Below are 26,011 nucleotides of genomic sequence, written 5' to 3'. Positions count from 1 at the left end.
CATGCGCGACCTCCACCAGACCGACAGCGTGCTCGCCTCCCGGTCCGACGCACGCGCCCAGGCCGGCTCGCAGTCCGAGTACATGCCGTACCTGCCGGCGTCGTCGTCACCGTTCGCCCCCGAGGGCGTCGACCCCGCTCAGCTCGTCTGGGCCGAGACGGTGGCGCCGGGCGGGTACACGCACAAGGTGCTGGCCCGCGGGTCACGGCTGCGGTTCGACGACCCGACGGGTCAGGCCTGCGCCAACGTCCTGGTGTTCAACGCGCTCGAACCGTGGGAGCGGCTCAACGTCGCCGACACCCAGAAGATCCCGTGGCAGGCGTACCTGGGCCAGGGTTCGCCGCTGCTGAGCGGGGACGGTCGGGCGCTGGCGACCGTGCTCGAGGACACCTCGGGGCACCACGACGCGTTCTGCGGCACCTCGACGGACGCCTGGAACGAGCGGAAGTACGGCGACGCAGCACCCGAGGGGCGCACCCCGAGCGGTCGGTCGCTGTTCGCGAAGGCCGCCGCGAAGCACGGGCTCACCAAGCGAGACCTGCCGCCGAGCATCTCGTTCTTCCAGGGCGTGCGGATCGACGCCGAGGGGGCGATGACCTTCACCGGTTCGGCGGGCGCGGGCACCCACGTCACGCTCGTCGCCGAGCTGCCGCTGCTCGTGCTGGTCGCCAACGTCGCGCACCCGATCGACCCCCGCCCGGACTACCTCGTCGGACCACTGCGGGTGCACGCCTGGCGCGGGGCCCCGACGACCGCGGCCGACGAGCGGTTCACCGCGACGCCGGAGCTCACCCGCGCCTACCTGAACTCGATCGACCACGCGGAAGCCCGAGGCCTGTGATGACCGACACGACGACCCACACCCCCACCTCCACCGTCCCGGTCGGAGCCGTCCACGACCCGGACGTCGCCCTCGACTGGAGCGAGTCCCTGGTGCCGGGCACCGTGGTCCGCGACGACCGGGTCGCCCCGCTGGCGCCGTGGTCTGCCGTGGTCCGCGCCGGCGAGGTGCTCACCATCGTCGACGTCGGCGGCAACCAGAGCGCCGACTGCCTGCTCTACGACGCCCACGACCCCGACGAGCGGTACAGCGTGCCGGACACCCTCGCCGCACAGGGCAACGCGTACGTCCGGACCGGCACCGTCCTGATGTCGAACGAGGGCCACCCGCTGATGACCGTCGTCGCGAACGAGATCGACCGGCAGGACACCATCGGCGGCGCGTGCTCGAAGGAGTCGAACACCCTGCGGTACGGGCACCACACCCGGTACCAGCACGGCTGCCGCGAGAACTTCCTGGCCGAGGCAGGCCGCCACGGACTCGGTGCCCGCGACATCGTGTCGAACCTCAACTGGTTCATGAACGTGCCGGTCGAGGCCGACGGTGCCCTCGGGATCGTCGACGGCATGAGCGCCCCCGGCAAGCGGGTCGCGATCCGGGCCGAGCGGGACGTGCTCGTCGTCGTCTCGAACTGCCCGCAGATGAACAACCCCTGCAACGACTTCTCCTGCACACCGCTGCGCATGATCGTGGTCCAGCCGTGACCGCCGCGCCCGACCCCACCGGGACCGCCACCGTGAACCAGACCCCTGCCCTCAGCCCCGACACCGTCCTCGTCGCGAACCGCGGTGAGATCGCCCGTCGCATCATCCGGTCCGCCAAGGCGCTCGGCATGCGCACCGTCGCCGTCTACTCGGACGCCGACCGCGCGGCACCCCACGTGCGCGAGGCCGACACCGCCGTCCGGCTCGGCCCCGCACCCGCCCGCGACTCGTACCTGCGCATCGACGCGGTGGTGCAGGCTGCGAAGGACACCGGCGCCGGGCTCGTGCACCCCGGCTACGGGTTCCTGTCCGAGAACACCGACTTCGCCCAGGCCTGCGAAGACGCCGGCATCCGGTTCGTCGGGCCGACCGCCGACCAGATCGTCCGGTTCGGCGCGAAGCACACCGCCCGCGAGCTGGCCGCCGCAGCAGGGGTCCCGATGCTCGCCGGCACCGGACTGCTCGCCAGCGTCGACGACGCCGTGGCCGAGGCCGAGCGCATCGGGCTGCCCGTCATGCTCAAGGCCACCGGGGGTGGCGGCGGGATCGGCATGCAGGCGTGCTCCACCCTCGACGAGGTCCGCGAGGCCTACACGAGCGTCGTCCGCCTGGCGACCGCGAACTTCGGGTCGGCCGGCATCTTCCTCGAACGACTCGTGCGGCCGGCCCGGCACGTCGAGGTCCAGCTCTTCGCCGACGGCGAAGGCCGTGTCGCGGTGATCGGCGACCGCGACTGCTCCCTGCAGCGCCGCAACCAGAAGGTCATCGAGGAGGCCCCGGCACCGGCACTCCCCGAGCACGTCCGTGCCGAGCTGCACGCGTCCGCCCGCCGCCTGGCCGAGAGCGTCGGGTACCGCAGCGCCGGTACCGTCGAGTTCGTCTACGACCCGGTGCGCGAAGAGGCGTCGTTCCTCGAGGTGAACACCCGCCTGCAGGTCGAGCACCCCGTCACCGAGGAAGTGTTCGGCGTCGACCTCGTCGAGCTCATGCTCCGCCTGGCCCGCGACGGTGCCGCCGGCATCGACCCCGACGTCTTCGACCGCACCTGGACCCCGAACGGCCACGCCGTCGAGGCCCGCGTCTACGCCGAGGACCCGGCGAAGGGCTCGCTGCCCTCCAGCGGCCTCGTCACCCAGGCCCTGTTCCCGAGCGCGACCACGGCATCCGGCGAGCGCACCGGCATCCGCGTCGACGGCTGGGTCGAGACCGGCTCCGAGGTGTCCGCGTTCTACGACCCGATGCTCGCCAAGGTGATCGCCACCGGGGAGACCCGCGACGACGCGCTCGACCTGCTGCGCGACGGGCTCGCGGCCACCCGCATCGACGGCATCGTCACGAACGCCGGGCTGCTCCGCGCGCTGACCGACGACCTCGAGCTCCGCACCGCCACGCACTCCACCTCGACGCTCGACGCGACCGAGGACCCGGACCCGCGCATCGACGTCGTCGCCCCGGGCACCATGACGATGATCCAGGACCTGCCCGGACGGGTCGGGTACTGGCAGGTGGGCGTCCCGCCGAGCGGCCCGTTCGACGCGGCGTCCTTCGCCGAGGCGAACCGGGCCGTGGGCAACCCGGACGGCGCCCCCGCGCTCGAGGTCACCGCCACCGGCCCGACGCTCCGCTTCTCGGCCGCCGCGGTGGTCGCGCTCACGGGTGCGCCGGCACCGGTCACCCTCGACGGCGAACCCGTGGCGCTGTGGGAGCCGGTCGAGGTCGGCGCCGGGCAGACCCTGGCGATCGGCACGGTGCCCGGTCCGGGCCTCCGCACCTACCTGGCGGTCCGCGGCGGCTTCGACGTGCCGACGTACCTCGGCTCCACCGCGACCTTCACGCTCGGTGGCTTCGGCGGCCACGCCGGTCGGGCCCTGCTCGCCGGCGACGTCCTGCGCCCGGGCTCCCCGGACTCGGACGCCCCGCACCCGGCGTTCCCGTCGGGGACCCGTCTGGGCCTGGTGGGCGGTCCGACCCCGGCCGACCGCCGCACCGCGCTCACCGACGCGTGGGAGATCGCCGTCACCGAGGGGCCGCACGCCGCACCGGACTTCTTCACCCGCGCCGACCTCGACGTCTTCTACGCCACCGACTACGCCGTGCACCACAACTCGGCGCGCACGGGCATCCGGCTCATCGGGCCGCGGCCGGAGTGGGCGCGGACCGACGGCGGCGAGGCCGGCCTGCACCCGTCGAACATCCACGACACCCCGTACGCGGTCGGTGCGATCGACTTCACCGGGGACACCCCGATCATCCTGGGGCCGGACGGGCCGTCGCTCGGCGGTTTCGTCTGCCCCGCCGTGGTCGCCAGCGGCGACCTGTGGAAGCTGGGCCAGCTCCGACCGGGTGACACGGTCCGGTTCGTCCCCGTCCGCGAAGCCGACGCCGCCTCGCTCGACGCACGCCGGGCCTCCAGGACGGTGCCGCGCACCGGGGGTGACGGCGACGACGGCGTGATCGCCCGCCTGGACGCGACCGACGTGCGGCCGAGCGTCGCGTACCGACGCGACGGCGACGACAACGTGCTCGTCGAGTACGGCGACATGACGCTCGACATCGCGCTGCGGATGCGCGTGCACGCGCTCATGACGAAGCTGCAGGAGCACACGCCGAAGGGGATCCTCGACATCACGCCGGGCATCCGCTCGCTGCAGGTGCACACCGACGCGTCCGTGCTCAAGGCGCGCGACGTGGCGGGGCTGCTCCGCGAGCTCGAGGACGAGATCCCGCCGACCGACCAGCTCGTCGTGCCGTCGCGCACCGTGAAGCTGCCGCTGTCGTGGGACGACCCGGCCACCCGCCTGGCGATCGAGCGGTACATGAACGGCGTCCGGAACGACGCCCCGTGGACCCCGTGGAACATCGAGTTCATCCGTCGCATCAACGGGCTGGAGAGCGTCGACGACGTCTTCCGCACCGTGTTCGACGCGAGCTACCTGGTGCTCGGCCTGGGCGACGTGTACCTCGGTGCCCCAGTCGCGACCCCGCTCGACCCCCGGCACCGCCTGGTCACGACGAAGTACAACCCGGCCCGCACCTGGACCGCCGAGAACTCCGTCGGGATCGGCGGCGCGTACCTGTGCATCTACGGCATGGAGGGTCCGGGCGGCTACCAGTTCGTCGGCCGCACCGTGCAGATCTGGAACCGGTTCCGCCGGGGCGGGCTGTTCCAGGAGAACCCGTGGGCGCTGCGGTTCTTCGACCGGATCGAGTGGTACCCGGTCGGCGCCGACGAGCTGCTCGAGCTGCGCGCCGAGACGGACGCCGGACGGGGCTCGTTCGAGACCGTCGAGGGCGAGTTCTCGATCGCGTCGTACAACCGGTTCCTGGCCGACAACGCCGGGTCCATCGCCGACTTCCGGGCCCAGCAGGCGCAGGCGTTCGGCGAGGAGAAGGAGCGGTGGCGGGCATCGGGCGAGTTCGACGTCCGTGACGAGCCGGCCGCCGTGGTGGCCGACGCCGTGACCGTGCCCGAGGGGTCGACCGCCGTGTACGCCCCCTTCACCTCGACCGTGTGGCAGGTGGACGTCCGCCCGGGAGACCGCGTGGACGAGGGGCAGAAGCTGCTGGCCGTGGAGGCGATGAAGATGGAGTCGATGGTGCACGCACCGGTGCCGGGCCACGTGCTCGAGGTGTACATTAAGCCGGGCGACCAGGTCGCGCCGGGCCAGGTCCTCGCCGCGATCGGAGCGGCAGCGTGAGCGGGACGAGCGCGCCGGGCGGGACCGCCACTGCGGCCGCCACGACGTCCGCCGCGGCCCGCGTCCGCGACGCCTTCGCCCGCATCGACGCCGTCGACCGCCCCGAGGTCTGGATCACCCTGCGCGACCGTGCCGACGTGCTGGCGGAGGCCGAAGCCGTCGACCCGACGCTGCCCCTGGCCGGCCTGCTGTTCGCCGTGAAGGACAACATCGACGTCGCCGGGCTGCCCACCACCGCAGCCGCCCGCTCCTACGCCCACGACCCCACCGCCGACGCCACCGCCGTCGCCCGGCTCCGCGCCGCCGGAGCCGTCGTCGTCGGCAAGACGAACCTCGACCAGTTCGCCACCGGCCTGGTCGGCACCCGCTCGCCCTTCGGCGCGGTCCGGAACGCCTGGGACCCGACGCGGATCTCCGGCGGCTCGTCGAGCGGTTCCGCCACGGCGGTCGCCCTGGGCATCGTCGACTTCGCGCTCGGCACCGACACCGCCGGGTCCGGCCGGGTGCCCGCCGCGCTCGGCAACCTGGTCGGGGTGAAACCGACGAAGGGGCTCGTGCCGAACACCGGGGTCGTCCCCGCCTGCCGGTCGCAGGACTGCGTCACGGTGTTCGCCCGGTCGCTCGACCTGGCGCGCACGGCGGCCGAGCTGATGGCCGGTCCGGACGGCGTCGACCCGCTCGCGCGGCCCGACCTCGCCCTCGCCGACCTGCCCGCCGTCCCGCGCATCGCGGTGCCGCTGCCGTCGCAGCTCGCGGGGCTCGCACCCGGCTGGGCCGAGGCGTTCGCCGCGGCCGTCGACCGGTTCCGTGCGCTCGGACACCAGGTGGTCGAGGTCGACATCGCACCCCTGCTCGACGCCGCGTCGCTGCTCTACGACGGAGCGTTCGTCGCCGAGCGGTACGCGGCCGTCGGCGCCCACATCGAGGCCCACCGCGACGAGATCGGTGCCGACCTCGACCCGTCGGTCGCCGCGATCGTGCTCGGTGGCGCACGCCCGACCGCCGCGGAGCTCTTCGCCGACCAGGAACGGCTCGACGCGTTCGGGGCAGCGGGCCGAGCCGCACTCGAGGGCACCACGGCACTGCTCACCCCGACGACGACGTGGCACCCGACGCTCGACCAGGTCGCGGCCGACCCGATCGGCGCGAACAGCCGGATGGGTCGGTACACGAACTTCGCGAACCTGCTCGACCTGGCCTCGCTCGCCGTGCCTGCCGGGTTCGTCGACGGGCTCCCGTTCGGCGTGATGCTCACCGGCCCGGCGTTCAGTGACCGGCGCCTGGCGGCGCTGGCGTCCGCCTTCGCTGCTCCCACCGTCGACCTGCTGGTCGTCGGAGCGCACCTGCGCGGCCAGCCGCTGAACGGACAGCTGGTCGCGTCCGGCGGATCGTTCGTCCGGGAGGCCCGCACCGCGTCCGACTACCGGCTGTACGCCCTCGACACGGTGCCGCCCAAGCCCGGGGTGGTCCGCGTGGGTCCGGTCGCGCCCGGCGCCGCCGCGCCGGGCTCCGGCTCGGGCTCGGGCTCGGGCTCGGGCTCGGGCATCGTCGGGGAGGTCTGGCGCCTGCCAGCCGCCGGCTTCGGCACCTTCGTCGCGGCCCTGCCGGCACCGATGGCGATCGGCACCGTGGCGCTCGACGACGGCACCGAGGTCACCGGGTTCCTGGTCGAGCCGTTCGCGGTCGAGGGCGCCGAGGACATCACCCACCACGGCGGCTGGCGCGCGTACCGGGAGCAGTCGTGACGGACACCGGCTGTCAGGATGGGGGCATGACCCCCGACGACCGGCCCGTGCGCCCCGGCCGACCGCGGGTCGTGCCGAACGCCGACTCCGCGCTGAGCCCGCGCGACCAGATCCTCGACGCCGCCGCCGCGCTCTTCGTCGAGAACGGCATCAGCGCGACCTCGACCCGGGCGATCGCCGAACGGGTCGGGATCCGGCAGGCCTCGCTGTACTACCACTTCGCCGGCAAGGACGACATGCTCGTCGAGCTGCTCACGACCTCGGTGCGCCCGAGCCTCGAGCTGGTCCGCGGCCTCGAGCAGCTCGTGCCGCAGTCGGCCTCGGCAGCAGGGGCCCTCGCCGCGCTGGTCGTCGCCGACGTGGACACCCTCGCCCGCACGCCGCACAACATCGGCACGCTCTACCTGCTGCCCGAGGTGCAGGGCGAGCGCTACGACGGGTTCCGGGCCGAGCGCGTCGAACTGCAGGAGGCCTACGGGCGCCTCGGCTCGCGCGCTGCCACCCCGGACGTCGCCGCCGGTGTCTCGCCGTCGCGCCTCGGTGCGGTGCTCATCCAGATCACCGAGACCGTCATCCAGCTCCGCCGGTCCGGCCCCGTGCAGGACGCCGACCGCGACGCCCTCGTCGCGACCTGCCTGCGCGCCTGCGGCCTCGACACCGCCGCTGTGGCCGAGGCCCGGCGCGACGCCGAGTCCCTGCTGGCCGCCGTCGCGGTCTGACCCCTCCGTCTCCCCAGCTCCGTCTCCGCCAGCTCCTTCCCCCACAGCGAGGAACACCATGACCACGATCACCCCCGCCGCACACCGTCCGCTGGCCGACGCACTGCTCCCCCGCACCGCCGTCGTCAGCACCGCCCTGGTCCTCGGCGGCGCACTGCTGACCGCCGGTGCTGCGCAGGTGTCCGTGCCGATCTGGCCCGTCCCGATCACCGGGCAGACCCTGGCCGTGCTGCTCGTCGGCAGTGCCCTCGGTGCCCGTCGCGGTGCCCTGTCGATGCTCGTCTACGCGCTGCTCGGCGTCGTCGGGCTGCCGGTCTTCGCGGACGGTTCGGCCGGGGTCGGCGTGCTCGTCGGCCCCTCCGGCGGGTACATCGTCGGCTTCGTCGCCGCCGCGGCCCTGGTCGGCTGGGTCGCCGAGCGCTTCGGCGACCGCCCGCTGCGGAACGCGCTGCTGTCCTTCGCCCTCGGCACCGTCGTCACCTTCGTCACCGGGATGGCCTGGCTCGCGGTGGCACTCGGCCTCGACCTGCAGCAGACCCTGCAGTACGGGCTGTACCCGTTCGTCCTCGGTGGTGTGGTGAAGACCCTGATCGGCGCCGGCGTGATCTCCCTCGGGTGGACCGCAGCAGTGCGCTCGGCCACCCGCCGGTGAGCGCTCCGTCAGGACTCCGCCGCCGGCCGTAGGGGTTCCGTCAGGAGGCCTTCCGCGCCGTTCGAGCGCGCGGGAGCGTGTGGTCGTGACACTGACTGCGATCATGCCGACGCTCCGCGCGTCGCTCCCCGATCCGATGGACCCGTTCCTCTGGCCGGCCCGCACCACAGCGACCACCGACGACCTGCTGGTCTCGGCGATCTCGATGGTCCGGCTCGCCGACCTCACCGGCACCCCGACCGTGCACACCGCCGAGCAGTCCCCGCCCCGGTACCGCCCGCGCGGCTGGGCACCCCGTGACGTGAGCGTCGCCGTGGCGTCGGTCACCCGTGTGCGGCGACCGCGCACCGGGGTGGTGCTCCTGGAACTGGACGCGGTCCTGCCGACCTGTGCCGTGCTCGACCAGGTGCGCCTGATCGGACGCCGGAGCACCGCTCCCCTCTCCCCGATGTACGTCGTCACCCGCTGTGACGGTCAGGCCGACGGTCCGTTCCACCGCCTCCCGGCTCCGTTGCCCGCCGACGTCCGCGAAGGCGACCTGGTCTGCTTCCCGTGCCTGGCGACCGTCCGGCACCGCGACGTCGTCGAGCCGGTCCGGGCGGAACTCGCGCCGGTGCGCGCGGAACTCGCGCCGGTCGATCGATGACCACTGCGCTGCCGGTCCGCACCCGGCTGCTCGACGGCACCCACCTGTGGGGCCGGTACACGATCCGACCCGTCGGGCGGACGCTGTGGAGCTCGCGGACCCTCGTCGTGTTCCCGCCCGGCACGACCACCGGCGAGCGCCTGCTGCTGCGTGCCTGGCACGTCTGGCCGACCGTCGGGGCGGTCCTCGCCCTCGCTGCCCTGGTGCTCGCCGTCTCGGTCCCCGCCGTCGGCACGACCACCGCGCTGCTCCTCTACGGCGGCGGCTTCGCGGTCCTCGCCCGCGCCACCCGCGCGCTGCGACCACGGGTGCGGTCCGTCACCGTGACGACGTTCCTGGGCGACGGCCGCCGCGAGGTCCACGGCGACGAGCGTCTGCTCACCGGCTCCCTGGACGCGCTGTCGATCCTGGAGCAGGCGCTCCGGGCCGACCGCATCCGCCCCGTCGACTTCGAGCTGATCTGGGCGGACGTGTGGAACGCCCTGGAGTCGCCGGACCCGGACCACCGCGTGCAGCGGTCAACCTGAAGCCCGCTCTCGCGCCGCGCGTTTGTATGGGTTCGGGAAGGAGCACGCGATGAAACACATCCACTACGACGGCACCACGATCCTGGTCGGTGACGACGTCGCCGATGCCGTGATCGAGTACGCCGCGGCCCTCGCAGGCGGGGACCGAGCGGACACCGTCGACGTGCCAGCCGTGGCCGACGACGGGACGATGACCACCACGAAGATCCTCATCGGACCCTCGAGCGAGATCGTCATCGAGGACGCGGAAGAGGACGAACTCGAGATGGACAACGGGGAGTTCGTCGGACGGCTGCGCGCCGCCGCGAAGACCTTCGGGCACAGCGAGCCGATCCACGCGAACACGCGGTCGGACCTGGCGGACGCGGCGGAGGCTGCCGAGGAGTCCTGACGCCCGGGCATCGCGCTGCAAACGAAACGGAGAGGGTCTCCTGTATTGTGGTGATTCCGGAGAGCCTCTCCGGTACTCGACGCCACAGCCTGGAGGCCCGCCATGCCCGAGCAGACCGCTCCCGCCGGGCGCGCACCGCGCGCCGACGCGCTCCGGAACCGGGACCACATCCTGCGGGTCGCCGAGCGCGCGTTCACCGAGCACGGCGTGACCGGCTCGCTCGACGCGATCGCCAAGCAGGCCGGTGTCGGCGCCGGCACCCTGTACCGGCACTTCCCCACGCGCGAGGCCCTGCTCGCCGAGCTCCTCGCTGCCCGCGACGAACACCTGGTGGCCCGTCGCGAAGCACTGCGCGACGGCTCCGTGGACACCGGCGACGCCCTGCACGGCTGGCTCGACGCGGTCACCGAGTGGGCCGGCACGTTCGACGGACTGCCCGAACCGCTCCGTGCCGCCGCGTCGTCCGACTCGTCGCCGCTCGCCCTGACGTGCCAGGGGTTCATCACCACCACGGACGAGTTCCTCCGCGCCGCCCAGCGTTCCGGTCGTGCGCGTGCCGACGTCCGCGCGCGGGACCTGTTCCTCGCCGCCCTGGCGACCAGCTGGGTCCGGGGTGCCGCGATGGCCGACGGCTCGTCGTCCGCGGCACTCTCCGCCCTGTCTCGGCGGGGCTGGGAAGCCCCGCTTCTTCCTTGAGATCCACCTCCCTGAAAGGGCACACCATGAACCGCATCGGCATCATCGGCAGCGGCGCCATCGGCACCGCGATCGCACGCCTGGCCATCGCCGCCGACCTCGACGTCCTCATCGCGAACTCGCGCGGCCCCGAGTCGCTGCAGGACCTCGTCGCGGAGCTCGGCCCGCGGGCCCAGGCCGGCACCGTGCGACAGGCCGTCGAGTTCGGCGACGTGCCCGTGCTCGCGATCCCGCTCACCGCCTACCCGGCACTCGCCCCCGACCTCGACGCCTTCGCCGGGCGGACCGTGCTGTCGACGGGCAACTACTACCCCGGTCGCGACGGCCGGATCGAGCAGCTCGACACCCTCGCGACGACCACGGCGGAGTACGAGCAGACGCTCCTGCCCGGCACGCGGATCGTCAAGGCGTTCAACAACATCGTCGCGCACCACATCCCGAACCTCGCCGGCTCCACGCCCCGCACCGCACTGCCGATCGCGGGCGACGACGAGCAGGCCAAGGCCGTGGTCGCCGAGCTCGTGCAGCTGCTCGGGTTCGACACCGTGGACGCCGGCACACTGGCCGACTCGTGGCGCTTCGAGCCGGAGTCCGGGGCGTACACGGGGATCTACGCGGCGAGTGCCGAGGGCTTCGCGGCGGACTACTTGGCGGACCAGGGAGCACCGTTGCCCGCCGAGCGGCTGCGGGACGTACTGGCGGTGTCGCACCGGGCGGATGTGGCGAACCGGCAGTTCTGAGTCGTCACCCCTGCGCATGACCGCGTGCAGCGGCCTCGCGCACAGGGGGTGTACGCGAGGCCGTCCGCCTGCCTGATCCGATCAGGCGGTCTCTCCGTCAGGGCTACGCCGTGACGCGCGCCTGCACGAGTTCGGTCAGCGTGATGAAGTTACCGGCCTCGACGACCTCTTCTTCGCCGAGCGGGACACCGTAGGTCTGCCCGACGATGGTCGCGATCTCGACCATCGAGAGCGAGTCGAGGTCGAGTTCTTCGAACGTCTTGTCGACGCCGCTGACGTGGGACAGTTCCTCGACACTCGTTCGGATGAGTTCGACGAGGGTCTCGGCAGAGGGGACGGTTGCGGTCATGACTGTGGCCTTCCTGGTCGGGTGAGCCGGCCCCCGCTGCGCGAGGAGCCGATGGGGTGGAACGTCGTGGTCGGACCCCTCAAACGAGGTCGATGACCGGCGCGGTGAGGGTCGGCCACGTGAGTGTGCCGGCACCCCAGGTCGCCCCACCGCCGAACGCGGTCAGCAGGACCCGGGCCCCGTCCGCATCTCGGTCGCATGCGCGGCGAGGGCGAGTGGGATCGACGCGGCCGAGGTGTTGCCGACGCGGTCGAGGTGCAGGACGGCTCGGTCGGCGGCAACGCCGATCGAAGCGGCGACCATGGTCAGGATCCTCCGGTTCGCCTGGTGCGCCACGAGGTGGTCGACGTCGTCCACGGCCCATCCGGCGGCGTCGAGGACAGAGCGGCACGAGTCCGCCATCGCGGTCACGGCGGCAGCGAACACCGCACGGCCCTGCATCGCGAACCACGCCGTCGGGTCCCCCCGGTCAACGACGGGCTGGCGTGATCCGCCGGCCTCCACCCGGATCAGATCGAGTCCGGTGCCGTCCGAGCCGAGGGTGACGGACCCGAGCGCGCCGGCGTCCGATGCCTGACCGGCACCCAGCACGACCGCACCGGCGCCGTCCCCGAAGATGACGGCGTTGACCCGGTCACCCGGGTCGACCAGGGTCGTGAACGTGTCCGCTCCGATGAGCAGGACCCGCCTGGCCGCGCCGGATCGGATCAGGGCGTCGGCCTGCGCGAGCCCGTACACGAAGCCCGAGCACACGGCGGCGAGGTCGAACGCCGGCACCGTGCCCAGGCCGAGGCGTGCCGCGACGTCAGGTGCGGTGGCGGGACACCGATGGTCAGGGGTCGACGTCGCGACGATCACCATGTCCACGGAGTCGACGCCGGCGTTCTCCAGGGCCCGTCGGCCGGCGGCGACCGCGAGGTCGCTCGTCGAGGTACCCGGGTCGACCTGGTGCCGCGCGCCGATACCGGTTCGCGACCGGATCCACTCGTCGGTCGTGTCGAGCGTGGCGGCGAGGTCGTCGTTCGTCACCACCCGGCGCGGGAGAGCACCTCCGAGGCCCTGCAGCACCGTTCGCGTCGTCGTCGCGTGGGGGTCACGCTCCGGCGTCGCGTCGACGACGATCTCGTCGAGGGCGGTCATGCGGCACCGACCACGTGCGCGACGGAGCACGACACGCGCACACCGGTGTCGAAGGTCCCGACGATGTCGGCGAGGCGCCAGGAGCGGCCATCCTGCTCGAGCGTGCGTGCGCGGTCCAGCCGGACACGCGCGTCGCTCCGCACCGAGGGGTGCGGCGACCCCGGGACCGTGATCACCGTCCGGCGCATCCAGAGCGTGTCGCTCTCAGCTCGGGCGAGCGTGTCCAGTCGGTAGAGCAGCACCTGTCCGAGCTGGAGAGTCGCGACGAACGTGTCGACGAGGTTGAGGCCGGGCTGGAACGCCGCCTCGAAGCCGCACAGCTCCTCGGCGGGACGTCGGCCGAGCGGAGGCACGACGACGGTCGCGCGCGCCTCGTCCCAGGCGAGCTCGACCTCCTCGACCAACGGGGAGCGGCTGCGGTACACGCCGCAGTACACGCCGTCGCCCGGGCGGTCCTCGACCCGCGCCTGGCCCGCGACGGGTTGCACGGTGCATGACCGGCGCACGACGAGTGCGATCGTGAAACCGGCGACGTCAACCGTGATCGGCACGTCCCCGCCGGTTGCCGCCGCGCCCCGGGGTGCATGTCCCGTCACCGGGAGCACCGCGAGGTCCCCCTCGATCGGGCGACGCGGGGACCGGATGTCGATGCTGGCGATCGAGCACGCGGTCATCGACTCCGCATCGAGCTCCTGAGCGATGAGTTCGTAGGCGCTCGCGATGCCCAACACCATCAGGTCTGTGGTGCTGAGGTGTGGTTCCTGCACGTCGTCGCCCTTGCGCGACCAGGCCGCGCCGGCGGTCGCGTCGGCGGTGGCGGAGAGCCGCCACGTCGTGTCGTCCGCCCGCACCACGGCGCCGCGGAGTCGTGGGTCCGTGAGTCGGTAGCCGAGTCCGAAGAACCGTCCGGCTGCCGGGCCGAGGAGGTCGTCGATGGATTCGTGGCGTTCGATGGTGTCGGGTGTCACGGTTCGGTCTCCTGTCGGTGGAGGAGTGGCGTCCTGCAGGACCACGATCCACCGTGACGGAAGACGTGACCAGGCGTCGGTTATGGTGGGAGCAACACCACCAGTCATGCGGTCGCCGCGTCCCGACCGATCAGCCTGACTCGGCGACCGGGACCCATCGCCGGTGCTCGACCCGTCCGAACACGACGTCGGCGAAGTGGTTGCCGTAGGCCAGAGCATCGTGACGCTCCAGCTCGTCGAGCAGCGCGGCCCTCGTGGTGATCGCCATGACGGGGTCGTGCTCGACGAAGGCGTTGATCGTGGGGTCACCGACCTGCAGCGGGCTGTGCAGCGCGTCACCGAAGGCGATCAGGACCCTGCCCCGTGACTCGATCCGCAGCCCGATGTGCCCCGGCGTGTGGCCGGGCATCGGGACGACGGTCACACCGGGTGCCAACTGCTCGCCGCCGTCCGCCGGCTGCCACCGGTCAGATCGCTCCGCCAGGGCACTCCGTTCGAGGTCGAGGCGACCGGCCGTGGTCGGGAGGCTCCGGAGACGGGTACCGAACGGAGCATCGCTGCTCCACCAGCCGCTGTGGTCTTCGTGCAGGTGGGTGATGACCACCTGCGTCGGCTCGGGCAAGCCAGCGGCCTGCCACTCGACGGGCAGTGTCCCGCCGGTCATCCGGCCGATCGCTGGGCGCCCTCGGCCACGCGGCACGTCGACGGGGCCGAGTCCGGTGTCGAGCGCGATGACCTGGTCGCCGGACTCGATGACGAGCGACCCGACGGATGCGACCAGGTACCCGTCGACGTCGAGGAGTGGTCGGACCTCGGCGGCCGGCCTCGGCGGCTCCGATCGCCCGTACCAGCCGGCGGGGTGCAACTGGATGCGGCCGTCCGGCACCGAGGTCACCCGGACGTCACCGACCTCCAGCGAGCGCATCCGGGCCGGGGCCCGGCGCCGCTCGTCGATCATCGGATCTGTTCGAGCACGGCCATCGTCGCCGGCGCGGTGGCCGGTGACGGCGAGTACAGGAAGAGCATCAGGTCGTCTCCACCCACAGCGGGTGTGAGCACCACGGTCTCGAAGGACATCCGGCCGAGCGAATGGTCGAACACCGTCGCGACGTGGGGTTCCTGCCCGACGGAGTGCTCCCCCCAGTGCCGTCGGAACTCCGGCGAGCGCTCGGAGAGGTCGGTGGCGATCGACTCGAACATCGGATCGGTGGCGAAGGCCGTCGCCTGCCGACGGAACTGCGAGACCATCATCCGGGCCGCGAGGTCACGATGCGGGTAGTGCGTCGCGTAGTCCTCGTCGGTGAAGTACCGGATGAGGCAGTTGGTGCCGACCTGCGTCTGGAAGGTCTTCGCCGCGAGCTCGTTCGTCGCGAACACGTTCCAGTACCGGTCGGCGGCGTAGGCAGGCATGTCCTGGATGCTCGACAGCATGCGCTCGAGCGAGCCCTTCAGGTCGTCGGCCGCGGCTCGGCGTGACGCCGGCACCTTGCCGGTGAGTTCGTAGAAGTACTCGAGGTCGGCGCCCTCGAGCCGGAGCGCGTTGGCGATCGCATCGACGACGACCGTCGAGACACCGATGTCCCGCCCCTGCTCGAGCCACGTGTACCAACTCACACCGACGTTCGCGAGCACGGCGACCTCCTCGCGGCGCAGTCCGGGAGTCCGACGGCGGGCCGAGCGCGGGAGCCCGACGTCCTCCGGCTGCAGTGCCTCTCGTCGAGCGCGAAGGAACTCCCCCAACCACGCCCGTCGCCCCTGCCCGTGTTCACTCTCCGCGACGATCACGCCCGCGTCATCCTGCATGAAGACCCCCCTGATGGTCGACGAATGGTGTTGCGACGGGCAACTCTAACCGGATCGGGCGATCGCGACGAGGACCTCGGTGAGTTGCTCGTGCGCGGCTTGATGGAACAGGTGGGCGCCGTCGATCGCGTGCACGGCGAGCGTCTCACATCCCAGATCCGACCACCGTTCCATGGCTTCCGGCGTCACGATCTCGTCGTCCCTCCCACAGACCACGTGCACCGCGACGCCGATCGGTACGGGCCGTGGTGCGTAGGCGCGGGACCGGTCGATGCCGGCTCGGGTCCGGACGCTGGCCGCGCGACCGGACGACTCGGTCCCGAGGATCGAGCACGTGTCCTTCGTCGCGGGGAGCACGCCAGGCGGTGCGGTCGCGCCGAGCACGAGCGCGGACGGCATCGGTGACCCGACCGCGGCGAGTTGCCGACAGACCTCGAACGCGATCAGGCCGCCCATGCTGTGGCCGTACAGGAGGGCGCCGGGAAGCGCCTCCTGCACAGCGCGGACCGAGAGCGCCGCCAGCATCTCGATCGTCGCCCAGGTCGTGCCGAGGGCAGCACGCTCGAACCCGACCGCGGTGACCTGCTCGAGTCCGGCGGCGGTCGCCGCTGCCCGGACTCCCTTCGGCACGGTGGCCAGACCGCCGGCGTGGTGGAAGTACAGCAGCGAACGGCCCGACGCAGCCCCCACGTGCGGACGTCCTCAGCTGGTGGCCGCGGGTCCACCCGCGGTCACCGGAGAAGCCGCGATGCCGTCCGCGGCTGCGTCCTCCGCCGCGACCACGGACCGTCGACGTGACGCCGTCAGCGACACGAGCACACCGATCACCAGCCCGGCGGCGATGAGGAAGGTAGCGACCACGATCTGCCCCATCAGGTCTCCGTCGGCCACGGCCGACGACCCGAGGACGAGGAGCGCGAGTCCGACGGCGCCGCCGACCTGCTGCCCAGCCGTGGCGATTCCGGACGCAGTGCCCTGGTGTTCCCCGGGCACGCCGCTCGTCGCGAGGGTGAACATGGTGGTGAAGACGACGCCCTGGGCGATGCTGAGCACGACCAGTGGCACCACGAGCACGTACGGGGACAGCCCCGCAGCGAACCCGGCAGCCAGCGCCGCAGTCCCGACGGCACCGACTGTGAAGGACACGGCGAGGACGGACCGGGGGGCATGGGAGTTGCCGAGCCGACCAGCCCACGTCGCCCCGATCAGCACGCACGCCGAAGGGATGATGAACGCCAGCCCAGTCACAAGCGGCGAGAAACCGAGCTGCTGCTGCAGGTAGATCGTCAGGAAGAACGGGATGGCACCGAAGGTGGCCATGAACAGGAACGTCACCCACGTTCCGACGCCGAGGTTGCCCGAGTGGAACAGCGTCAGGGGCACCAGCGGCTCACGCGTCGAACGCTGCACCAGTACGAACGCCACGAGGAACACGATGCCGACCACGCCCGGCACGAAGGTCACCGGCGCCGCCCACCCGGACTCGGGTGCCTGCACAAGCGCGAAGACGACGGCGAGGACACCGATCGTCCCGGTGACGGCACCCGGGACGTCCAGTCGAGGCCGACCAGCGGCCACCGATCGCCGATCGGCGGGGATGAGCAGGAACGCACCGACGATCGCGACCGCGGCCAGGACCACGTTGACCGTGAAGACCGATTCCCAACCGAGGCTGCCGGTCAGGACACCGCCGAGCAGCGAGCCGAGGACCATGCCGGTGCTGCCGGCGGCGGCCCAGACGGACATCGCAGTGTTCCTGGAGCGCCCTTCCGGGAAGCTGGTCGTCACCAGGGACAGCGTGGCCGGGGACAGGAACGCCCCGCCGAGTCCTTGGAACGCGCGCGCGATGACGAGGACGAGCGGATCGGATGCGACGGCACCCACCAACGACGCCACGGCGTAGAGCGCGAGGCCGATCACGAACGCCCGCCGCTTCCCGATGAGGTCCGCGAGACGGCCCCCCAGAAGCAGGAACCCCCCGAAGGCGACGGCGTACGCGCTCACCACCCACTGCAGGGCGGACTCCGAGAAGTGCAGTCCCTCTCCGATGACGGGCAGGGCGACGAACACGATGTTGTAGTCGAGCGCGATGATGAGCTGAGCGAAGGCGAGGAGTGCGAGCAGCAGTGCCGGGCTCGTCACCCGTGCGCCGTTCCGGACGGTTTCCGCGGTCGTGAGCATGGTCGGTCCTTTCGAGGGGTGCGAGCTGGTGGCGGTGTCAGTAGCGGAGGGCGTACTTGAGCTGGCGGCCGAAGGTCTTCTGCCGCTGTGCCTCGTGGAAGCGCGCGTCCTGCTCCAGCACGTCGGTCGCCGCGCGGACCCGGGCCTGAGCGAGCTCGATCGCCTCGGCCGTCGGAACCACCTGCGGCATGTCGAAGAGCTCGATGATCCGGTCCACCCGCTCCGGGATCGGACCACCGACCACGTGGTACGGGATCCCGAGGTCCTGCAGGGCCTCGATGAGCAGATCGTCGGAGAGTCGACGGAAGGGTTCGGAGACGGGGCGGTGACCGTCCTTGTGCATGTCGAACTCGACGGGCAGGTGCACGTACGCGTCGTAGATCCGCTTCGCCCGGGAGCGGGTGACGTCCCCGAGGGTGTCGGTGTACCGCTGGTAGAAGTGCTTGACGGGCAGGCCGGTGACCTTCTTCACCGCCTGGAACCACTTCGGTGCGCCGGGGTTGATGCCGACACGCATGCGTGCCTCGAAGTAGACCCACTCGTGGAACACCCCACCGTCGGAGATGAACGGGCCGGGTCCGGATTCGTTGTGGACCCGCTCCTCGAACCGCCGGAGCCCGAGCTTGATGAGTTCCATGGCGTTGAGGTCCATCACGGTCTTGCCCGGGATGAGGTCGATCAGGATCTCCCGGGACGTCATCGCATGGGTCCTCGGCAGCCCCGTCGCGATGGACAGGGCCTCGGTCGTCGTGCTCTTCCCGGTCGAGTAGGTGCCGGAGATGGCGAGCTTCAGGTTCTCTTGCATGAGGGTTCCGTTCGGTGAGGGGTGGATGCGGACTAGGCGGCGGTGGCGGTGGGCACGGCGACGAGCGCCGCGATCTGCTCGAGGCGGTCCTCGACGGAGCCGGTCACGGTCTTCGGTCGCAGCCCCGCAAGAGCAAGCTCCTCGGCCAGGTACTCCTCCGACCGTGTCCGGAACGACTCGGACACCGGAGGTGCCGTCTCGGTCATGGCGAACTCGATCGGCAGGTGCACCACGACGTCGTAACGATCGTGCAGCGAGGACCGCACGGCTCGCCGGGACGGCTCGAGGAGCCCGTTGACGAGACCGCGACCCGCGATCGTCGGGCGCGGTGCTGCATCCGGGTCGACCCCGTGCAGGAGCAGCGTCTTCGCGAAGACCCAGTCGTGCACCAGCGACCCGTCGGAGACCCAGAGGTCACCGGACTCGCGTGCGCTGCGCTCGATCAGGCGTCGCACCACCAGCTCGACGAGCTGTGCCGGGCTGCAGCCGGTCGCCGCCTTGCGGGAGCCGAACGGGTCCTGCATCGGGGGCAGTGCCTCGGCCTGGAGCCCGAAGCGCTCCGCGGCGGCCTTGGCCAGGGTGGACTTGCCCGAGCCGTACGCACCGGTGATCGCGAGTCGCATGCACTTCCTGTCGTCGAGGTCGAATCGTCGTGGGTGCGGACCGGCCCCCTCGCCGGTCCGCACTCCGATGGTCAACGACCTCCGCGCTCCCCCGACAGGGCTGCGTTATCCGGGGTGTGCAACCACCCGGTTGGTGCGCCCCGGACCGCGTGGGCTGGTGGTGAGAGCACCTGGTTCGGAGCGGCTTCCCCGGGTTGGATGGACACATGAAGCTCGTCGGCACCACTTCCTTTGGCGGACCAGAGGTCCTCGGACTGCACGAGGTCCCCTGTCCGGACCCCGCAGCAGACGAAGTGCGCATCCGCGTGCACGGGGCCGCCGTCAACCCCACGGACCTCGCGTTCCGGGCAGGTTTCTACCGCGCGGTCCTCCGGGAACGCACGCCGCCGTTCGTCCCCGGCATGGACGCAGCCGGCATCATCGATGCGGTCGGCAAGTCCGTCGTGGGTTGGAAGACCGGAGACCGCGTCATGGCCGTCGTCGATGCCCCGCTGGTCTCGGGCGCCTACGCCGAGTTCGTCGTCGTCCCCGCACGGTCGGTCACGCGGTGCCCGGAACGGCTCAGCCTGCACGAAGCGGCGGCCGTCCCGATGAACGCCCTGACGGCACGACTCGCGCTGGACTCGCTGCCGGAGCTGCGGCACGGAACCCTCGCGGTGACCGGCGCGGCTGGTGCGGCCGGTGGCTTCACGGTGCAGCTCGCGAAGCACGAGGGCTTCACCGTGATCGCGGACGCCCGCGGCGAGGACGTCGAGCTGGTCAAGTCCCTCGGCGCGGACTACGTCGTCCCCCGCGGCGAGGAGTTCGCTTCTGAGGTGCGAACACTCGTCCCCCAGGGTGTGGACGCCGTCGTCGACGCCGCGGTCCAGACGAGCGCGGTGTTCCCCGCGATCCGCGACGGCGGACACTTCGTCCCGCTCCGGGGATGGGACGAAGCGATCCCGCGCGGGATCGTCGCCCACCCCATCATGGTGTCGGACTACACGCAAGAGTCGGAAAAGCTGCGGCAGATCGCGGAACACATCGACGCCGGCGTGCTCACCGCGCGCATCGCCGACGTCGTCCCGGCTGACCAAGCGCACGACGCGCACACGCGGCTCGGACTGGGCGGGGTGCGCGGGCGCATCGTCCTCGACTTCGCCGCCCTGGCGTGACCGAAGGGGTCCTGCGTCGAGCCGCGTTCTTCGACGTCGACGGCACGCTCACGCGCACCACCACGATGTTCGACCTCCTGCACTTCGACGCCATCGAGCAGGGCAGCGGCGAGCGCGGTGAGGAGTTCATCGATGATCTCCGGCGAATGCAGATCGAGGACGGCGTCCCCCGCGAAGCGGCGAACCGCCACTACTTCTCATGGTGGCGCGGCCGCTCCCGCGACCAGCTCTCGGCCCTCATCGCGCGCTGGTGTGCGCAACGGGCGGCCGGGTACTTCCACCTGTCGACGCTCGAGCAGCTGCACCGGCACCGTGAGCGAGGCGACCTCGTCGTCTTCGTCAGCGGCTCCGTACCGCTGTTGCTCGACGACCTCGCCGAGGAGCTCGGGGCGGGTCACGTGCTCGCCACCAGCATGGTCGTGTCCGGCAGCGTCTTCACCGGCGAGGTGGACGTGCCGATGATCGGCAGCCGGAAGACGGATGCGATCCGGCAGCTCGCGGACGAGGAGCACATCGACCTGACCGCGTCGGCGGCCTACGGCGACCACCTGTCGGACGTGCCGTTCCTGGAACTCGTCGGCGAGCCGGTGATCTGCGGGGTGCCCCGAAGCACCGAGTGGTGCTTGGCACAGCGAAGGGGTTGGGCGACTTTGCTCCTGGACGGCTGACGGATCACGCCCGACGCGTTCGACGGCTGAGCGGCTCGGAAGAAGATCCCCGAGAACCAACCGCACCGAGCTGCCCGCCCAGGGAGCCGAGGAGCGCGACGACGAAACCGACGACCTGCAGCGGCGACAGCGTCTGGCCGAGGACGACCCACCCGAGCACCGCAGCGGTCAACGGACTGAGGACGCCCAACAACGCGACACGCGCCGACGGCAGCGCACGCGCGCCTCGGAACCAGACGCTGTAGGCCAGGGCCCCACCGACCAGCGTGAGCCAGGCGTACCCCGCGTACCCGGCGGCGGTCGGCTGCCACGGCCCGCTGTCGACGATCGGGATGAGCGGGGCGATCACCACGCCCCCGACGATGAGTTGCCATGCGGTCGAGGTCAGGGGGTGCGTGCCCTCCGGGGTGCCCCACCGACGAGTGAGCAGGAGCCCCAAGGCCATGGACACCGTCCCGAGCGCCGCGGCCGCGAGCCCGAGCACGTCGAACACGGCACCTCCGCTGAGGGAGACGAGCGCGACGCCCACCAGGGCCACGACTCCCCACGCCACGTGGGTGATCGCGGGCCGTCCCCACCGCAGCGCCAGGGTGAGGGCCACGACGACGAGCGGCTGGAGCGCACCGACGATGGCCGCCAGTCCACCCGGCAACCGGTCGGCCGCGACGAAGAGCAGCGGGAAGAAGCACCCGATGTTGAGCATGCCGAGCACGAACGTCCGGAGGCGCCAGCCCCGCGGTGGGACTCCCGGCCGGAGCGCGAGCAGCAGCAGGCCTGCGGGGAGCGCACGCAGGACACTTGCCGTCATCGGGTGATCGGCGGGCAGGAGCTCGGTGGTGACCACGTAGGTCGACCCCCACACGATCGGCGCCAATGCCGCGCTGAGCGTGAGGCCGGCCGCCGCCGACGTGGACAGCGAGCGATCGGTCATCGGAGCCTCGTTTCCTTCATGCTGAACTTCTCAACGTTGAGACATTATGGCCCCGATAGGCTCGCGTCAAACAGTTCAGCGTGAAGGAGTGGTCCGATGGAGGATGCCGTCGATCGAGTCCTGGCCCAGTGGGGCCGGGAACGACCAGACCTCGACGTCCGCGCGATGGCCGTCATCGGGCGCATCGGGCGCGCCGAAGCGATCCTCGACCGGAGGGTCGGTGCCGTCCTCGCTGAGCACGACCTGCTGCCGGGTGAGTTCGACCTGCTCGCGACCCTCCGACGTTCGGGATCACCACATCGGCTGACCGTCGGGCAGATGCTCGCCGCCACGATGGTGACCTCGGGCGCCGTCACGAACCGCTTGAACCGGCTCGTCGCGAAGGGCTACGTCACGCGGGAGACCGACCCCGCGAACCGACGGAGCGTGCTGGTCACGTTGACCGATCACGGCCTGACGGTGGTGGACTCGGCGCTGGCCCGGCACGTCGAGAACGAACGGGAGCTCCTCGGCACCCTGAGCAGCGACGAGGAGCAGCAGCTGGCCGGGCTCCTCCGGAAGCTGCTGCTCGGCCTCGGTGACGGGGCGCCCTGAGCACAGCCCGTCGTGCCGGCCGCACTCGGAGCCGACCTGACGCGCTCCGCTTCAGGCGGCGCCGTGGCCCCGGCCGTGGCCGTGCTTCGTCGCGTTGGCGTTGACGAGGTGCAGTTCGTTGCCGTGGCGCTCCACCACGGGCTCGTACCCGGCGGGCAGGCCGGCGACGCGGACCCGGCTGAAACTCGAGCCCTTCGCGATCCGGTCAGCCGTGATCAGGACCAGGTCGTTCGCCACGGCCGTGCCCTTGGCGACGTGCACCCGCAGCGTTCCGCCGAACGACGCCGTGCCCTCGATGCGCAGGGCAGGACGGGGTCCGGAGACACTCAGCGACAGTGCGGCGTGCGAGCGCTGCGTCAGGTTGCCGCCGATTCGGATCACCCTCGTGCTGGCCTCGGCGAGCGTGCCGGAGACCGTGGTCACCGACCCCCTGCCCAGGGCAGCAGCGGAGTCCGCGATCAGCGTCCCACCGCGGACGACGGTGCCGCCGGTGTAGCGGTTCGAGCCGGTGAGGGTGAGGGTGCCGGTCCCCCGCTTGGTCAGTGACCCGTTCCCGCCGATGTCGTTGCGCCAGGTGTCGGCGGCGTCCAGGCCCTTCTCGGCGGCGTCCATCGAGACGGTCACCGCGCTGTCGAACGCTCCGTAGCCGGACGCTGCCGAGAAGAGGTCGAGTCGCCCCCACCCTTCCGCGTCGTCCAGCAGGGGGTAGCCCGACGGCAGCGCGGTCGTCCGGAGCACCTCTCGGATCTGGGCGTCGCTGAGGTACGGCAGGCGGGTCCGCAGGAGCGCTTCAGCGCCCTTCGGCACGGTGGCGGGGATCGTCTTCGTGCCGGTCCGCGTGAACCCGTACGTCAGACGCCCGCGGTAGTCCTTCTTGTCCGACGCGTAGTCCGCGTCCCGATCGACGGCGCTCGGGCCGGCAGCGGCGAGCACCTTCTCCGCCTGCTGGTGCGCCTGCTGCTCGAGCTGCGTGTTGGCCGGGTCGTTCAGGATCGCTGCCGCCAGCGCAGTCGCCAAGACTCGTCCCCCCATGACGTCGAGCGGCGAGTGCATCCCCGCGACGATCCGACTGTTGCCGATCTCCGAGCCGTTGGCGAGGAGCTCGGTGTACTTCTCCGGGTACGCGTACGCGAACGCCAGGGAAGCCAGGTAGCCGGCGTTGGTGTGTCCGCTGGGGAACCCGCCGTCGGTGGCGGGCGTCGGCGACTTCTCGGGGACGAGCTGCGGCAGGACCTGCACGTCCTGGCTCTGCCGGTACGGCCGCGCGTACTGGTAGTACTTCTTCGCGTTGCTGGCAGAGGAGTAGTCGCCACGCAGCGTGTTCACCAGCTGGACGACGTCGCCGAGTTCCGAATCGGTGTCCGCCCACGACCCCTTCGCGTTGCCCTGGTCGACGTACTGCTTCGTCGTGGCATCCGCCGGGATCTCGTCGGGGATCGTCGTGCCCGCGTTCGTCGCGGTCCGCACCGCGTCGGACAGGTCACCGAAACCCGCGATGGCCGAGTAGCTCTGGTTCCGTCGGTCGATCAGGTACGCCTCGTGCCCCTGCGCATCCGTGCGGGTCTGCGTGGTCCGCGCTGCCTGCGCGATGTTCGAGTCCAGGATCCGCTGCGCTGCAGCACTGGTGGCGACCCCGTTGTCCCACGACGATCCCGGGCGCCACAGGGTGCCGAACTGCGACAGCACCCCGGTCGCAGCGTTCGTCTCCGGCGTCGTGGCAGCAGGGGTGTTCGTCTTGTAGGTGTCCACGAAGTACCCGTAGGCCCCTGGACGCGGCGCGGTCCCCGATGTCGCCGCGGACGCTCCCGCCGGAGCGATCAAGGACACGGCGCACGCCACCACCAGGACCCCCAGCACCGTGCGGGCCCGACGTCTGGGAACAGCGATCTGGAACCGGCGCATGGCGTTCTCTCCACTCGGGGCGTGGTCACACGACTCGGTGACACAGAGCAGAAGCGTGGCGCAGGCCCGTGAACCGGAAGTGGCACCTGCGTGAACCGCTGCCGTACTCGCTGCTGTTGCTCACCACGGACCCCGCCGGGTGCAACAGCGACGCCACGAGAGCGCGGCCTTCGCCTCTCCCGAGGGGCCGGTCACGTGCCTGAGACGGCTGACGAGACGGACTGGAGGCGCGGTGCGGGCTGGCACCGCGCCTCCAGTCCGTCGGTCGACCGTCACGGGCGGGAGGGGCGGGGTACCCGATCCCGCCCCTCCCGCCCGTCGATCAGCCCGCGCCGTGCGGCGCAGGGCGCTCCACCAGACCCGGAACTGGTGAAGTCCTCAACGGCGCAGGGTGTCGCGCGCCAGGACGGCGAAGTCGCGCAGGAGGTCGAGTTCCACGGTGCCCGCATCGCGTGGAGCGGGGTCGAACACGCAGACCGCACCGACGCGGGTGCCGTCCAGGTCCTCCAACGGATGCCCCGCGTAGAAGCGGATCCGTCCCCGCCGTGCCACCTGCGGACGGCTCCGGTCCCATGCGTCCTCGATGACCGTCGGTCCCGAGTGCAGCACGGTCGAACGGCAGAAGGAGTCCTGCAGCGCTCCCGTCCCGCGTGGGAACCACACACTCGCAGCGGACCACTGCCGTCCCAGCGGCAGGAACGTGATCGCAGCCCCCCTCGTGCGGAAGAGTTCCGTCATCTGCTGCACCATCCGGTCGAGGGCGGCGTCGGCCGGCGCGTCGACGACACCCAGGCGACGGATCGCGTCGTACCGGTCCTGCACACGCTGCGGCGTCGAACGGAGCCACTGCGGGCTGCCGGCTCGGGCACGTTGCTGCTCGATCAGCAGGTGCACGACCTCGACGAACAGCGGCGGGGTGCACGTGATCACGTCCGTGTCCACGCCGAGCACGACCAGGTCCCGTCGCGCCTGCTGCAGTGCGGTGACGAGCGCGGACTGGTCCTCCTCGTGCGCCAACGCGAGCACGATCTCCGTGGTCGGCGCGAGGAGCGGTCGGAGCTGATCGACCAGGACGAGCGCTTCCTCGGCGGCACCGACGACCGCGGTGGTCGTCGTGCGGCTGTGGACGACGCTGCCGGACAGGCAGACCACCACCACGTCGTAGTTGGCGACGTGGAGACCGGTCCCGGCCGAGACCAGCGTCTGGCCGGACCAGCTCGACCACGGCACCGCGGTGACGTCGACACCACGTCCGGACCGTGCAGCCACGTTCTCCGCCATCGTCCGCGCGGCGTCGGGCAACGACGCTCCGGGCGCGAAGACCGCATCGCCGAACACGAGGATCCGGTCCGAGTCCGCGCCGCTCGCCGACCCGGTGACGATGCGCGGCGCGGACGAACGGTCGGGCAGTCGTGGGGCTTCCAGCATGGTCATCGTCAACCTCCTTGTTCGACGCAGCTGCTCCTGGACTGCTCTGGTTTCCGGGAGCCCGACGGGTGCGCGCCGGCTGGACACGACCGTAGACAGGCCGGAA

26 protein-coding genes are annotated in these 26,011 nt (G+C 71.7%); 14 read left to right on the top strand and 12 right to left on the bottom strand.

Annotation, left to right across the window (positions count from 1 at the left end):
• The first annotated feature begins 1 nt into the window (after position 1).
• The 11 genes from DEJ29_RS01250 (at position 2) to DEJ29_RS01200 (ending at position 11,359) form a co-directional block, all read left to right on the top strand.
• The gene (locus tag DEJ29_RS01250; RefSeq protein WP_111032603.1) at positions 2–841 is read left to right on the top strand and encodes an urea amidolyase associated protein UAAP1; all 840 of its coding nucleotides are present in this window, start codon (positions 2–4) and stop codon (positions 839–841) included.
• Positions 841–1,545 (top strand): urea amidolyase associated protein UAAP2, encoded by a 705-nt coding sequence (locus DEJ29_RS01245; protein WP_111094413.1) that lies wholly within the window; start codon positions 841–843, stop codon positions 1,543–1,545. The genes DEJ29_RS01250 and DEJ29_RS01245 overlap by 1 nt, the downstream gene beginning before the upstream one ends.
• Complete coding sequence (gene uca, locus DEJ29_RS01240; protein WP_502866886.1) at positions 1,542–5,243, top strand: urea carboxylase; 3,702 nt, start codon at positions 1,542–1,544, stop codon at positions 5,241–5,243. Before DEJ29_RS01245 ends, uca begins: the two co-directional genes overlap by 4 nt.
• Complete coding sequence (locus DEJ29_RS01235) at positions 5,240–6,988, top strand: allophanate hydrolase (RefSeq protein WP_111094414.1); 1,749 nt, start codon at positions 5,240–5,242, stop codon at positions 6,986–6,988. Before uca ends, DEJ29_RS01235 begins: the two co-directional genes overlap by 4 nt.
• 26 nt (positions 6,989–7,014) lie before the next feature.
• On the top strand, positions 7,015–7,707 hold the full coding sequence (locus DEJ29_RS01230; protein ID WP_111094415.1) for a TetR/AcrR family transcriptional regulator: 693 nt from the start codon (positions 7,015–7,017) through the stop codon (positions 7,705–7,707).
• 58 nt (positions 7,708–7,765) lie between these two features.
• Positions 7,766–8,359: a biotin transporter BioY gene (locus tag DEJ29_RS01225; protein ID WP_111094416.1), complete on the top strand. Its 594-nt coding sequence runs from the start codon at positions 7,766–7,768 to the stop codon at positions 8,357–8,359.
• 85 nt (positions 8,360–8,444) lie between these two features.
• The gene (locus DEJ29_RS01220) at positions 8,445–9,005 is read left to right on the top strand and encodes a hypothetical protein (RefSeq protein WP_146248293.1); all 561 of its coding nucleotides are present in this window, start codon (positions 8,445–8,447) and stop codon (positions 9,003–9,005) included.
• Positions 9,002–9,532, top strand: a complete 531-nt coding sequence (locus DEJ29_RS01215) for a DUF6611 family protein (protein WP_111094418.1) — start codon at positions 9,002–9,004, stop codon at positions 9,530–9,532. Before DEJ29_RS01220 ends, DEJ29_RS01215 begins: the two co-directional genes overlap by 4 nt.
• Positions 9,533–9,581: 49 nt before the next feature.
• Positions 9,582–9,923 carry a hypothetical protein gene (locus DEJ29_RS01210; RefSeq protein WP_111094419.1) on the top strand — a complete coding sequence of 114 codons (342 nt, stop codon included), beginning with the start codon at positions 9,582–9,584 and terminating at the stop codon, positions 9,921–9,923.
• 102 nt (positions 9,924–10,025) lie between these two features.
• Positions 10,026–10,619, top strand: a complete 594-nt coding sequence (locus DEJ29_RS01205; RefSeq protein ID WP_111094420.1) for a TetR/AcrR family transcriptional regulator — start codon at positions 10,026–10,028, stop codon at positions 10,617–10,619.
• 26 nt (positions 10,620–10,645) lie between these two features.
• Positions 10,646–11,359, top strand: coding sequence for an NADPH-dependent F420 reductase (locus DEJ29_RS01200; protein WP_111094421.1), 714 nt, complete (start codon positions 10,646–10,648; stop codon positions 11,357–11,359).
• A gap of 103 nt (positions 11,360–11,462) precedes the next feature.
• Here DEJ29_RS01200 and DEJ29_RS01195 read toward each other — a convergent pair whose 3' ends face one another.
• The 9 genes from DEJ29_RS01195 to DEJ29_RS01155 all read right to left on the bottom strand — a co-directional run bounded on the left by DEJ29_RS01195 (position 11,463) and on the right by DEJ29_RS01155 (position 19,228).
• Positions 11,463–11,708, bottom strand: a complete 246-nt coding sequence (locus DEJ29_RS01195) for an acyl carrier protein (protein WP_071404749.1) — start codon at positions 11,706–11,708, stop codon at positions 11,463–11,465.
• A 162-nt stretch (positions 11,709–11,870) separates the two neighbouring features.
• Positions 11,871–12,848 carry a beta-ketoacyl-ACP synthase III gene (locus DEJ29_RS01190; protein WP_220037318.1) on the bottom strand — a complete coding sequence of 326 codons (978 nt, stop codon included), beginning with the start codon at positions 12,846–12,848 and terminating at the stop codon, positions 11,871–11,873.
• Positions 12,845–13,816 (bottom strand): AvrD family protein, encoded by a 972-nt coding sequence (locus tag DEJ29_RS01185; protein ID WP_163343088.1) that lies wholly within the window; start codon positions 13,814–13,816, stop codon positions 12,845–12,847. Before DEJ29_RS01185 ends, DEJ29_RS01190 begins: the two co-directional genes overlap by 4 nt.
• Positions 13,817–13,946: 130 nt before the next feature.
• Positions 13,947–14,774, bottom strand: coding sequence for an MBL fold metallo-hydrolase (locus DEJ29_RS01180; RefSeq protein ID WP_111094423.1), 828 nt, complete (start codon positions 14,772–14,774; stop codon positions 13,947–13,949).
• Positions 14,771–15,619 (bottom strand): helix-turn-helix transcriptional regulator, encoded by an 849-nt coding sequence (locus DEJ29_RS01175; protein WP_071404746.1) that lies wholly within the window; start codon positions 15,617–15,619, stop codon positions 14,771–14,773. The genes DEJ29_RS01180 and DEJ29_RS01175 overlap by 4 nt, the downstream gene beginning before the upstream one ends.
• A gap of 45 nt (positions 15,620–15,664) precedes the next feature.
• Complete coding sequence (locus DEJ29_RS01170; RefSeq protein ID WP_071404745.1) at positions 15,665–16,309, bottom strand: thioesterase II family protein; 645 nt, start codon at positions 16,307–16,309, stop codon at positions 15,665–15,667.
• A 12-nt stretch (positions 16,310–16,321) separates the two neighbouring features.
• Positions 16,322–17,800 carry an MFS transporter gene (locus DEJ29_RS01165; protein ID WP_111094424.1) on the bottom strand — a complete coding sequence of 493 codons (1,479 nt, stop codon included), beginning with the start codon at positions 17,798–17,800 and terminating at the stop codon, positions 16,322–16,324.
• Between the two features lie 37 nt (positions 17,801–17,837).
• Entirely contained in the window at positions 17,838–18,605 is a 768-nt protein-coding gene (locus DEJ29_RS01160) for an ATP/GTP-binding protein (RefSeq protein WP_071404743.1), read from the bottom strand.
• Between the two features lie 32 nt (positions 18,606–18,637).
• Entirely contained in the window at positions 18,638–19,228 is a 591-nt protein-coding gene (locus tag DEJ29_RS01155) for an AAA family ATPase (protein ID WP_111094425.1), read from the bottom strand.
• A gap of 206 nt (positions 19,229–19,434) precedes the next feature.
• On the opposite strand from DEJ29_RS01155, the gene DEJ29_RS01150 reads away from it, so the two are divergent.
• Together DEJ29_RS01150 and DEJ29_RS01145 are read left to right on the top strand one after the other, a co-directional pair.
• Positions 19,435–20,382, top strand: a complete 948-nt coding sequence (locus tag DEJ29_RS01150; protein WP_111094426.1) for an NADP-dependent oxidoreductase — start codon at positions 19,435–19,437, stop codon at positions 20,380–20,382.
• The gene (locus DEJ29_RS01145) at positions 20,379–21,050 is read left to right on the top strand and encodes an HAD family hydrolase (RefSeq protein WP_111094427.1); all 672 of its coding nucleotides are present in this window, start codon (positions 20,379–20,381) and stop codon (positions 21,048–21,050) included. The genes DEJ29_RS01150 and DEJ29_RS01145 overlap by 4 nt, the downstream gene beginning before the upstream one ends.
• Positions 21,051–21,054: 4 nt before the next feature.
• Here the strand turns inward: DEJ29_RS01145 and DEJ29_RS01140 are convergent, their stop codons facing one another.
• A complete protein-coding gene (locus DEJ29_RS01140) occupies positions 21,055–21,981 on the bottom strand; it encodes an EamA family transporter (RefSeq protein ID WP_111094428.1) in 927 nt (308 codons plus the stop codon).
• A gap of 96 nt (positions 21,982–22,077) precedes the next feature.
• On the opposite strand from DEJ29_RS01140, the gene DEJ29_RS01135 reads away from it, so the two are divergent.
• On the top strand, positions 22,078–22,575 hold the full coding sequence (locus DEJ29_RS01135) for a MarR family winged helix-turn-helix transcriptional regulator (protein WP_111094429.1): 498 nt from the start codon (positions 22,078–22,080) through the stop codon (positions 22,573–22,575).
• A 51-nt stretch (positions 22,576–22,626) separates the two neighbouring features.
• On the opposite strand, the gene DEJ29_RS01130 is transcribed toward DEJ29_RS01135, so the two are convergent.
• Complete coding sequence (locus DEJ29_RS01130; protein ID WP_111094430.1) at positions 22,627–24,324, bottom strand: acid phosphatase; 1,698 nt, start codon at positions 24,322–24,324, stop codon at positions 22,627–22,629.
• Between the two features lie 531 nt (positions 24,325–24,855).
• Positions 24,856–25,911, bottom strand: a complete 1,056-nt coding sequence (locus tag DEJ29_RS01125; protein ID WP_111095880.1) for a GAF domain-containing protein — start codon at positions 25,909–25,911, stop codon at positions 24,856–24,858.
• Positions 25,912–26,011 lie beyond the last annotated feature (100 nt).

It is taken from the genome of Curtobacterium sp. MCPF17_021, from assembly GCF_003234605.2.
GTDB lineage: Bacteria > Actinomycetota > Actinomycetes > Actinomycetales > Microbacteriaceae > Curtobacterium > Curtobacterium flaccumfaciens.
This window is presented reverse-complemented; position numbering and strand designations above follow the sequence as displayed.